Raw genomic sequence first — 9,965 nt, forward strand, 5'->3', positions numbered from 1 at the left:
GAATACACCTGCAGTTTTTCGCAATCCCAAAAACATTTCTTCTTCCATTTGCTCAATTTTTGAAGTTTGATGTTCTTCCATTACCGGCAGGATCCCATTATTTATTTGCTCCATATACCTTTTTAAGGGACCAATATTCGAACGTCTTATCCCATTTAAATAGCTATGTGCACCTGCCCCAAACCCATAATATGAATCGTTATTCCAATAGGTAAGGTTATGTCTGCTCTCATACCCTGGTTTAGAGAAATTACTAATTTCATATTGGTTGAAGCCATGCTTTTCCATTTCTTCCATTAGCAGTTCGTACATCGCAGCTTCCACATCCTCACCGGGAGTTGGCAGCTTTCCTTTTTTTAGTAAATTATAAAAAACTGTTTTTGGTTCAATGATTAAGGAATAGGCAGAATAATGTGTGATATCAAGTAAAAAAGCCTCTTTTAATGTCTCTTTAAAATCTGAAAGAGTTTGTGATGGTAAACTAAAGATAAGATCAATACTGATATTTTCAAATCCCAAGGATTTTGCGTTATCAATGGTTTGGTAGACATCTTTCGCTTTGTGAACGCGTCCGATTTTTTGCAGTAGTTCCTCATTAAACGTTTGAACTCCAAGGCTAATCCGGTTAACCCCAGCCTCTTTTAATATTTCTAATTTTCCTGCCGTTAAGTCACCTGGATTCGCCTCAAAGGTAAATTCTATATGCTCACCCTTAGGTAAAGTTCTGTTAATACTTTCACAAAATTGATAAAGCTGCTTTTCATTTAACGACGTCGGTGTACCCCCGCCCACAAATATCGTCTCAAGAATATTTGTTGGAAATTGGGTTAAAGTCAGTTTCATTTCTTGTTCAAGTGCTTTTAAGTAGTCATCAACCGGCTGCCCCTTTAGAAATACTTTATTAAAATCACAATAATGACAAATATGTTCACAAAAAGGGATATGGAGATAGGCTGATTTAATCATTTCGTTCACTTCCTCATTCTTCAACAAAAAGAGGCTAGAATTCGCCTATAAAAATGGCTTGTCCTAACCCCCAGCTAGTTTATTTTTTTGTGTTGCTATCGTCCATTTTTAAGACAGCCATAAATGCTTCTTGTGGTACTTCAACGGATCCTACTTGCTTCATCCGCTTTTTACCTTCTTTTTGCTTTTCTAATAATTTTCGTTTACGGGAAATATCTCCGCCATAACATTTGGCTAAAACGTTTTTACGCATAGCCTTAATTGTAGAACGAGCAATAATCTTCTGACCTACTGCAGCCTGAATTGGAACCTCAAACTGCTGCCTAGGAATAAGCTCCTTCAGTTTTTCAACAATAATCTTCCCTCGTTCATAGGAGAAGTCTTTATGAACTATAAAGCTTAATGCATCCACTTTTTCACCATTTAACAATATGTCCATCTTAACAAGGCTGGAAGGTTTATATCCAATGAGCTCATAATCAAAGGATGCGTAACCTCTTGTGCTTGATTTCAATTGATCAAAGAAATCATAGACAATTTCTGCTAATGGCATTTCATAGATAATACTTACCCGATTTTCCGCCAGGTATTCCATTGTTACAAAAATTCCCCGTTTTTGTTGGCAAAGTTCCATAATGGTTCCTACATAATCATTTGGAGCCATCATCGTTGCCTTCACATAAGGCTCTTCAACACGGTCAATTTTTTGTGGATCCGGTAAATCTGAAGGATTGTCCACCCTTATTTCGGAGCCATCTGTCATATGAACATGATAGATAACACTCGGTGCTGTCGTTATTAAATCAATTTTAAATTCACGTTCAATCCGTTCTTGAATAATCTCCATGTGAAGCAATCCTAAGAATCCGCAACGGAATCCAAATCCAAGTGCTTGTGAAGTTTCTGGTTCAAATTGAAGTGAAGAATCATTTAACTGAAGTTTTTCAAGTGCTTCACGCAGATCATTAAACTTCGCTGTATCAATTGGGTAAAGTCCACAGTAAACCATTGGGTTTAGTTTCCGGTAACCTGGAAGTGGCTCTGTTGCCCCATTTTTTGCATTTGTAATTGTATCACCCACACGAGTATCGCCGACATTTTTTATTGATGCAGATAAAAAGCCAACATCACCAACGGTTAACTCATCACGCATGGTTGCTTTTGGTGTAAAAACGCCTACTTCATTTACTTCAAATTCTTTCCCGGTAGCCATCATCCGGACTTTATCGCCCACCTTAACGGTTCCTTCGACCACACGAATGTACGCGACAACACCACGATAGGCATCATATAGAGAATCGAAAATAAGGGCCTTTAATGGTGCTTCTGGGTCTCCTTGCGGTGCAGGGACTTTTTGAACGACTTGTTCAAGGATTTCTTCAATCCCAATCCCAGCCTTTGCTGAAGCTAACACGGCTTCCGAAGCGTCCAAACCGATGACATCCTCGATTTCTCCTCGAACACGCTCTGGATCTGCACTAGGTAAGTCGATTTTATTAATAACCGGTAAAATTTCAAGGTCGTTATCAAGGGCAANNTTTTGTTAATGATCGGCAGGATTTCTAAGTTGTTATCAAGAGCTAAATAAACGTTCGCTAGTGTCTGTGCTTCAATTCCTTGTGCAGCGTCAACGACTAAAACAGCCCCTTCACATGCTGCAAGACTCCTTGAAACCTCATACGTAAAATCGACATGTCCCGGTGTATCAATTAAATGGAAAATATATTCTTCTCCATCTTTCGCTTTGTATTTTAACTGGACGGCATTTAATTTAATAGTAATTCCGCGTTCTCTTTCAAGGTCCATTGAATCAAGGAGCTGATCTTTCATTTCCCGAGAGGTCAATGCATTGGTTTTCTCCAAGATCCGGTCAGCTAATGTTGATTTCCCATGATCAATATGGGCAATAATTGAGAAATTTCTTATTTTTGATTGTCTTTTGAGTCTTTCATTATTGTTCATGGTCTTTCACTCCTACTATACTCGCACATATACACTATTTTGAATTATATCAATTGGATTAACAAGATTCAATCAAAATCGAAAAGCGGCACCAAACTGGTGCCACTTCGATTATTTTAATCAGCAATAAGATGAACTAACTTTTCAGAAGCNNAAAAAAAATTATATGCACTAATTTCTTCGAGTTTCTTTTGCTTTGCTTCAAGATCATGACTTGAGATTTCATTTCCCAAAAAGGTAGCTTGCAAGTTACTGTCTGTCCCATTTAAACTAACCGCATTTTGAAAGTTTGGATCATCATAGCCTTTCATTTTATGAATACCATCATTAGCCAATTGCATACCTACTAAAACAGAGATTAACATGAGAGCAGCCAAGCAAACACTTTTTAACATGAACATCTTCATAAAAAATGCTCCCTTACATCTATTGTTCTTTTGTTGATTGTTCAGCATCCTTGTTAACTTTTTCAGCATCCCAGTAAAAATCACTAAACACATCGGCAAGGGCATCTGCAGAACGATTTAATTCTTCAAACGTATTGTCGACACCGCCAAATTCAATCAAGATTGCATTTTTTGATAGGTTTTGATTATATACAGCATTCCCACTATATTTCACGAAAACACCTCTGCTTAAACCTTTATACTTTTTTTCTAAACTTTTATGCAGTTCGGTTGCTAATTTCTCGTTCTTTTCATGATTTGGGTTTTTACCGCCGATGATAAAGGCAAGCTTTGCATATGACTTTCCGTTAATAGTAATGGTTGATTTATCTTTACGGTTAGAATCTCTATGAATATCGATAAAGTATTGTAAATCACGATCAGACGCCATTGCAGTTTGAACAACTGAGCGAGATTCCTGGTAAGAGCTAGGATATTTTAAACCTTTTTTATTGAGGTTTGCCTGAACATCTGTTTTATCAATAAAGGTTCCTATCCCTCTATCTTCCAAACTTGTCTTTAAGTGATCACCTATTTTTGTTACGTTGATTTTGGAATGAAAGGCTAAATTCGGATTGGTAACACCCTTTAAATAGGGCAAATAAGATTCCCTGTTATGTGTAAAGTATAGATATACAACCTTACGTTTGCCTGTTGTCTGACTAGGTGCAGGTAGTTGATTTTCATCCTCAGGCTTTTCTAAGCCCTCTAAATTTTGTAATGATGCCTCTCGCTCCGCTTTCATTATTTCAATGGGCGGGGCAGATTCAATCGGCATATTTGTGTAGTTTGTCCCCTCACCAGCGACTAGAATTTTACCATCAAATTGATAAAACCCTGGTAGCTCCCTGCCAAGGAGACTGCGGGGATCATTTAAGTTAATGTTACTTGATAACTTAAATACCATGTTCGTTAACGTAGGAGTTGAGGTCCAATCTTGTTCAACTGATAAGAAATGATGATTTTCCCAACCCATTAATTGATAGAGCAATTCCCCATTCACATTTGTTGCCGCCTGATTAACCGAAGACGACATCAGTCGATATTGTGGCTTTAACGAGGTTAATAACCCACTAATAGAGAAAATCAATAGCATAAATAGTAACAATAATCCAGCGGCTTTAAGTAGACTTGTCCCTTGCACCATAACAAAAGTTCCTGAATTTCTAGCTTTCATGGTTCCACCTCGCAAAACTGATTCTAGTAAATGATATGAAGCTACTAGAATTGGTAGAACCCCAAATTTAACTTAAGAGGCATCCTTTCAAATAAATAGATTTGAAAGATGCCTCTCATTATTCCTTTATTTGGTGTAGTAGCCAGCATTCCCTTGGTCAACAGCACCATGAAGTGAAGAATTTAAACCGTTGGCAATTAGATTAGCCATATCTTCAATAAAAACATCAACTTCCTTAGGAGTAACCATTAAATTATGACCAATTGGTGATAAAACTTCATAAATTAATTTTCTTTTCTCTTCCTCTTCCAATGTACCAATCATCCCAAGAAAAGTTTTCCGGTGCTTTTCTTCCGGTAAGTCCTCTTCAGTCAACTTTCGCTTTTCACCGAAACTCATCCCTGCGGGTGCAAGCGCTCTTGAAGGACGATTGCCCTCCTTAAGCTCTTTTCCGAAGTGCTTTAGGATAAAATCGATCGTATCACTAGTAATGGACACAGCATCTACCACGGTCGGAACCCCAATTGCAATGACAGGTATTCCTAAGGTTTCTTTACTTAATTCTTTTCTTTTATTACCTACCCCCGAACCAGGATGTATACCTGTATCTGAAATTTGGATCGTTGAATTTACCCGTTCAATCGAACGAGAAGCAAGTGCGTCAATAGCAATAACAAAATCAGGTTTTGTTTTTTCCACTACACCAAAAATAATATCGCTTGTTTCAATCCCCGTTAACCCCATAACACCTGGTGAAAGGGCACTAACGGACCGGAAGCCTTCCTCTACATTTTCCGGCTGCAACTGAAACAGGTGGCGGGTGACCAGCAAATTTTCACACACCATCGGTCCTAGTGCATCCGGGGTCACATTCCAATTGCCTAGACCCACCACAAGACATGAATCCGTTTTTTTGATCCCAGACCCTTCCAAAAAGTAGGAGAACTCTCTAGCAAAAATCTCCTCCACCTTTTGCTGTACCTCTGTGTTTTGTTGGCGAATCCCTTGTACTTCAACAGTTAAATACCGACCAGCTTTTTTCCCTAGCTGGTTGGCCCCTTGTTCGGTTACTTCAACTAAAGAAACCTTTATGTCTTCAACATCTTTTTCCTTAATAATCACGCCTTCAATTTGCGAAAGATCTTTCTCTTGCCCGACTGACCCTTTTTGCTGTGTAAGGACCATCTCTCTTGCTTCAATCGCCAAATCCGTTCGAACAGAATATTGACTTAAGTCAATTGACTCGTCCATTAATATTCACTCCCATCAAATCTTTCAATAGTCTAGCAACTATTTCCTATTTTTGCCCTTACCATCTTAAATCATGCAAATGATATTCTTCTGCGAAAACAGTATTGCATTATAGCCTTCCATTTGATAAAATATTTCATGTTCTGAATTATTTTTTAGGAATGTTAAGTCGAGTTCATATAGTGTCTCGATTCTTTGTAGGAGGTGAAAGTAATGCCTAATATTAAATCTGCTATTAAACGTGTGAAAACAAGCGAAGCTCGTAATGCTCAAAATACAACCGTTAAATCTGCAACTCGTACTGCTGTTAAGAAAGCAGAAGCTGCGATTACACTTAACGATGCTACAGCTGCAAAGGAAGCATTAGTAACTGCTGCTAGTAAATTAGACAAGGCTGCTGCAAAAGGTCTTATCCACAAAAATGCTGCTGCTCGTAAAAAATCTCGTCTAATGAAAAAGACAAACGCTCTTTAATTTAGAGAAAAAAAACGATTCCCTTTCAAAGGAATCGTTTTTTTTATTTCTTTAAATGAAATAGGAACATTTCAATCAATAAAGATTTATTCATGCCGCCGGTTTTCATTTGATAATCTGCTTCAGCGAGGAGGTCGATTAAATGGGCCAATTCTTCATCGGTAAATTTATTTGCTTGTCCGAGTGCCAACTTAACACGGAAAGGATGCGTTCTTAAGTAACCAGCAATTTGCTGCTGCCCATACCCTCTCCTCGATAGTTCCTTTACTTGGTAAATTAACCTAAATTGTCCTGCAAGCAAGGCCAAAATCTTTATCGGTTCTTCATTTTGTTTTAACAAATCGTAATAAATCCTTAACGCTTCATCAAGTTTTCGCTGAACTACTTTTTCGATTAGCGTAAAGATATTTTGCTCAAGTGATCGTGCCACTAATTTCTCTACTAGACCTATGTCTATTCTTTTTTCACCGGAAGCATATAATGCCAATTTATCTACTTCACTGGTAATCATAAACATATTTGTTCCCACTAATGCCAATAATTGGTCAATCGCATCTGGTTCGAATTCTATCCCACTGTTCTTTGCCCTGCCCTTAACCCAGTTCCTTAAGTCATATTCATTTAACTTTTTTGCTTCAACGACTTCAGCATGTCTTTTTAATTCCTTCGTTATTTTCTTCCGTTCATCCAACTTTTCATATGGCGCCGAAATCACTAACACTGAATAAGGTGATGGCTCTTTTAAATACATTTCGAACCTGGATAAGTTGTGTACCGCCTTATCCTTGGATTTTTCTGCTGTTAAAAAAACAGGATTATGTAAAAAGATAACTTTTTTTTCTCCTAAAAAAGGAAAGGTTTCTGCATCTTCTATGGCTACCTCGATAGGTGTTTCCTCTAAATCATAACTAGCAAAATTAAAATCCTTCTCTTCTTCAGTCAAAATATGATTGAGTAGTAATTGCTTTGTTTCATTAATTAAAAAAGACTCAGTTCCAAATAATAAATAAATAGGAGCAAATTCCTTTTGTTTAATCTTTTTCCAACTATCCATTACCATGTTTCAGCGCTCCCCTTCTTTCCATTCATACCTATGGTAAAGAAGCTTGGCCATTTTGACAAGCATTTTAAAGGGAATTAGCACCTATTTAAAAAGTGCTAATTCCCTATCTATAATGAACGCCTGCAATAGAAGCCCTAGGATATTCTATTGTCTGGCGGAGTTCCTTAAGTAATTATAGTTTAGCCTTTTATCAATCTCACTATTTTGACAACTCTTGTCAGTTGTGGAAAGCAATTTGAAGTATGCTGGATTTTTTTTCGAGAATGACTTATACTATATTGTGAAATAGGAGGGGTAGACTGTGAATGAATTTGAAAAAGATGTGCAAAGTAAACGAAATGACGCAATTGATTCAGGGGTAGGATTTGGGGTTTCTTTTGGTTTTTTTGCCATAATGTTTATTGTTGCAACAGTCATTAAGGTAATCGGCTCGTAATGATTGGCTACATATGTGTAAGGTAGAAGGCTGCATTGATGCAGTCTTTTTTAATTATTAGAGATGATTTATCCTATGGTAAATACGGGAAAAAGGTTCCTTTCTGATGATAAAATTTATAGGTGATTGCCCCCTGTTGATCGGTTCGAAAGATAATCGTATTTGTTTTTTCTAACCGCACAAGCACCTCTTGATGGGGATGACCAAAGCGGTTATTTTCACCTGCTGAAACAAGTGCGACTTTAGGTTTTATTTGATTAATAAAAGAAACTGCACTTGAAGTTTTACTGCCATGGTGACCCGCTTTTAATACATCAATATGCAAATGGGGATATTGATGTATGATTTTCTCTTCCCCTGCTTGATTTAGATCCCCTCCGAAAAACCAACTTAAACCTCCTAATTGAGCAATAAAAGCAATGGACCCGCCGTTTCTTTCTCCCGAATAATTCTTTTCTGGGGAAACAATATAAAAGCCATTTTCTTCATTTTCCCACTGATCACCTGCGGACACTTTTATTACAGGAATCTTTTGTTTTTTGGCCTCCTTAATAATATCAAGTTCAGTAGTAGATGGTTCAACAACAGACGGCATTAAGATTTGTTTGACGTTAAGTTCTTTAATAATCGAAAATGTCCCCCCAATATGATCCATATCCCCGTGTGTTAAAATTAGTTTATCAATTTGCGTAATTCCCTTTCCTTTTAAAAATGGAACAACTACATCCCTTCCCACTTCAAATGCTTCAGCACGTTCTCGCCATTTTTCTTCAGCAAAGCGCATGGTTCCACCTGTATCAATGAGATAGGTCCCTTTTGAATGGGGAAAATGGATTAAGATACTATCCCCTTGACCGACATCAATCATTGTTACTTCTCCATATGGAGAAAACCAGTTCCAACTTTTTTGTGAAATTACCAGCATTATACTAAAAAAAATCAGGTAAGCCTTTCTTTTGGGAAACATTTTTAACTCCCAAAGATAAAAAATAGCAAGCAGCAGTAAAATATAAGCGATGAGGAAAATCAAACTTGGTCTCCCAGGGATAAAATGAAAGAAAGTAAAATCGGCGAGAAATTCAATTAGTTGATTAGCGACAGTAATAATGGCTAAAAAGAATTTGGTAAGTAGTAGTGGGGTTTTTCCGAAAATAAACTGAATAAAAAACAAAAGATATAATCCCGGAAGATATAGAAATGAAAAAAGCGGAATATAGACCATATTGGCAATGATGCCGATTAATGAAACCTCAAAATAGTGATACAGCAAGAAAGGTAGTGCCCCTAATTGTGCAACCAATGAGGTCGCAAGCATCCGTGTTACATTCCTTGAATAATCTGTAAGAATACTATTGGCAGATAAAATGATAACAAGACTCACTGCAAAAGAGAGTTGAAAGCCAGCATCAAAAACCACCATTGGACTAGCTATCAAATAAGCAATAAAAGCCAAACTAATGGCATCATGCGGAAAAAGCTTTAGGCGAGTGCGCCACTTCACAGTAAGTAAGACAAGAAATATCATTAGGCCAGAGCGAATAACAGAGGGCGAACTACCAGTTAATATCACATAGATTGGAAGAAGAATGAGAAGAAAATTAATCATGAACTGTCTCGTAAGTCCGAAGCGGATCCCTAGATAAAAAACCATCGCGATTAATAATGAGACATGGAGACCAGAGATCGCAAGCAAATGGACAATACCCGTTTTTTGATAAGCAGATAATACATCCGGGTCAAATAAATTTCTGTCACCAAAAATTAAAGCAGCTGAAAGGGAAGCAATTTCCATGGGAAAATGAGACTCGAGATAGTTAATTCCTTTATAACGGAGTTGTTTGATTAGTACTAACGGAGAAGGTTTCAGCGGAGTGCAATGTTTAAGCGGGTTTTCTTGTACTTCTATTATCCAATACATGTTCTTCCTTGCTAAATAGGCTCGGTAATTAAACGCATTAGGATTTTTGGCAATCGCCGGTTTTTCCAAGGTACCAGATACGCTGCATAATCTTTGATAAAACATTCCTGTTTTTAAATTCATTTTTTCCTGTTCAGATGGAATATTGTAACGGATTAAAATACTCTCCTTGTAGCGTTGTTCTATTGCTTGCACTTGTAATAAATCGCCATCGATTTTGGGGTCTTGAGTAAATTGAAGAGAAAAGGTCGTTGTAGCAGCGGGGATAACTG

At 37.4% G+C, this 9,965-nt stretch carries 8 protein-coding genes and 1 pseudogene; 2 read left to right on the forward strand and 7 right to left on the reverse strand.

All coding sequences use genetic code 11. The features are described 5' to 3' along the window. The 5 genes and pseudogenes from hemW to gpr all read right to left on the reverse strand — a co-directional run. Positions 1–966 (reverse strand): radical SAM family heme chaperone HemW (gene hemW, locus V7659_RS13025; RefSeq protein ID WP_335540350.1); only part of this gene is annotated, 966 nt, incomplete at its 3' end. Between the two features lie 79 nt (positions 967–1,045). After that, positions 1,046–2,928, reverse strand: a pseudogene (gene lepA, locus V7659_RS13030) (translation elongation factor 4). A 116-nt stretch (positions 2,929–3,044) separates the two neighbouring features. Next, positions 3,045–3,440, reverse strand: a complete 396-nt coding sequence (locus V7659_RS13035) for a YqxA family protein (protein WP_438825863.1) — start codon at positions 3,438–3,440, stop codon at positions 3,045–3,047. Then, positions 3,355–4,551 carry a stage II sporulation protein P gene (gene spoIIP, locus V7659_RS13040; RefSeq protein ID WP_335540352.1) on the reverse strand — a complete coding sequence of 399 codons (1,197 nt, stop codon included), beginning with the start codon at positions 4,549–4,551 and terminating at the stop codon, positions 3,355–3,357. The genes V7659_RS13035 and spoIIP overlap by 86 nt, the downstream gene beginning before the upstream one ends. Before the next feature lie 126 nt (positions 4,552–4,677). Next, positions 4,678–5,802: a GPR endopeptidase gene (gpr, locus tag V7659_RS13045; protein WP_335540353.1), complete on the reverse strand. Its 1,125-nt coding sequence runs from the start codon at positions 5,800–5,802 to the stop codon at positions 4,678–4,680. 213 nt (positions 5,803–6,015) lie between these two features. On the opposite strand from gpr, the gene rpsT reads away from it, so the two are divergent. Further along, entirely contained in the window at positions 6,016–6,276 is a 261-nt protein-coding gene (gene rpsT, locus V7659_RS13050; protein ID WP_066257719.1) for a 30S ribosomal protein S20, read from the forward strand. Between the two features lie 43 nt (positions 6,277–6,319). Here the strand turns inward: rpsT and holA are convergent, their stop codons facing one another. After that, complete coding sequence (gene holA / locus V7659_RS13055; RefSeq protein ID WP_335540354.1) at positions 6,320–7,336, reverse strand: DNA polymerase III subunit delta; 1,017 nt, start codon at positions 7,334–7,336, stop codon at positions 6,320–6,322. A 304-nt stretch (positions 7,337–7,640) separates the two neighbouring features. Here holA and V7659_RS13060 point away from each other — a divergent pair, with 304 nt between their 5' ends. After that, on the forward strand, positions 7,641–7,775 hold the full coding sequence (locus tag V7659_RS13060; RefSeq protein WP_026563518.1) for a YqzM family protein: 135 nt from the start codon (positions 7,641–7,643) through the stop codon (positions 7,773–7,775). A 73-nt stretch (positions 7,776–7,848) separates the two neighbouring features. Here the strand turns inward: V7659_RS13060 and V7659_RS13065 are convergent. Continuing rightward, positions 7,849–9,965: DNA internalization-related competence protein ComEC/Rec2 (locus V7659_RS13065; protein WP_335540355.1), on the reverse strand; the 2,117-nt coding region annotated here is incomplete at its 5' end.

The organism is Neobacillus drentensis (assembly GCF_036966985.1).
In the GTDB taxonomy this organism is placed as follows: domain Bacteria; phylum Bacillota; class Bacilli; order Bacillales; family Cytobacillaceae; genus Neobacillus; species Neobacillus drentensis_E.

Coding starts and splice junctions, on each gene's coding strand:
- gpr (WP_335540353.1), bottom strand. CDS start 5,802: ATGGACGAGTCAATTGACTTAAGTCAATATTCTGTTCGAACGGATTTG.
- spoIIP (WP_335540352.1), bottom strand. CDS start 4,551: ATGAAAGCTAGAAATTCAGGAACTTTTGTTATGGTGCAAGGGACAAGT.
- holA (WP_335540354.1), bottom strand. CDS start 7,336: ATGGTAATGGATAGTTGGAAAAAGATTAAACAAAAGGAATTTGCTCCT.
- rpsT (WP_066257719.1), top strand. CDS start 6,016: ATGCCTAATATTAAATCTGCTATTAAACGTGTGAAAACAAGCGAAGCT.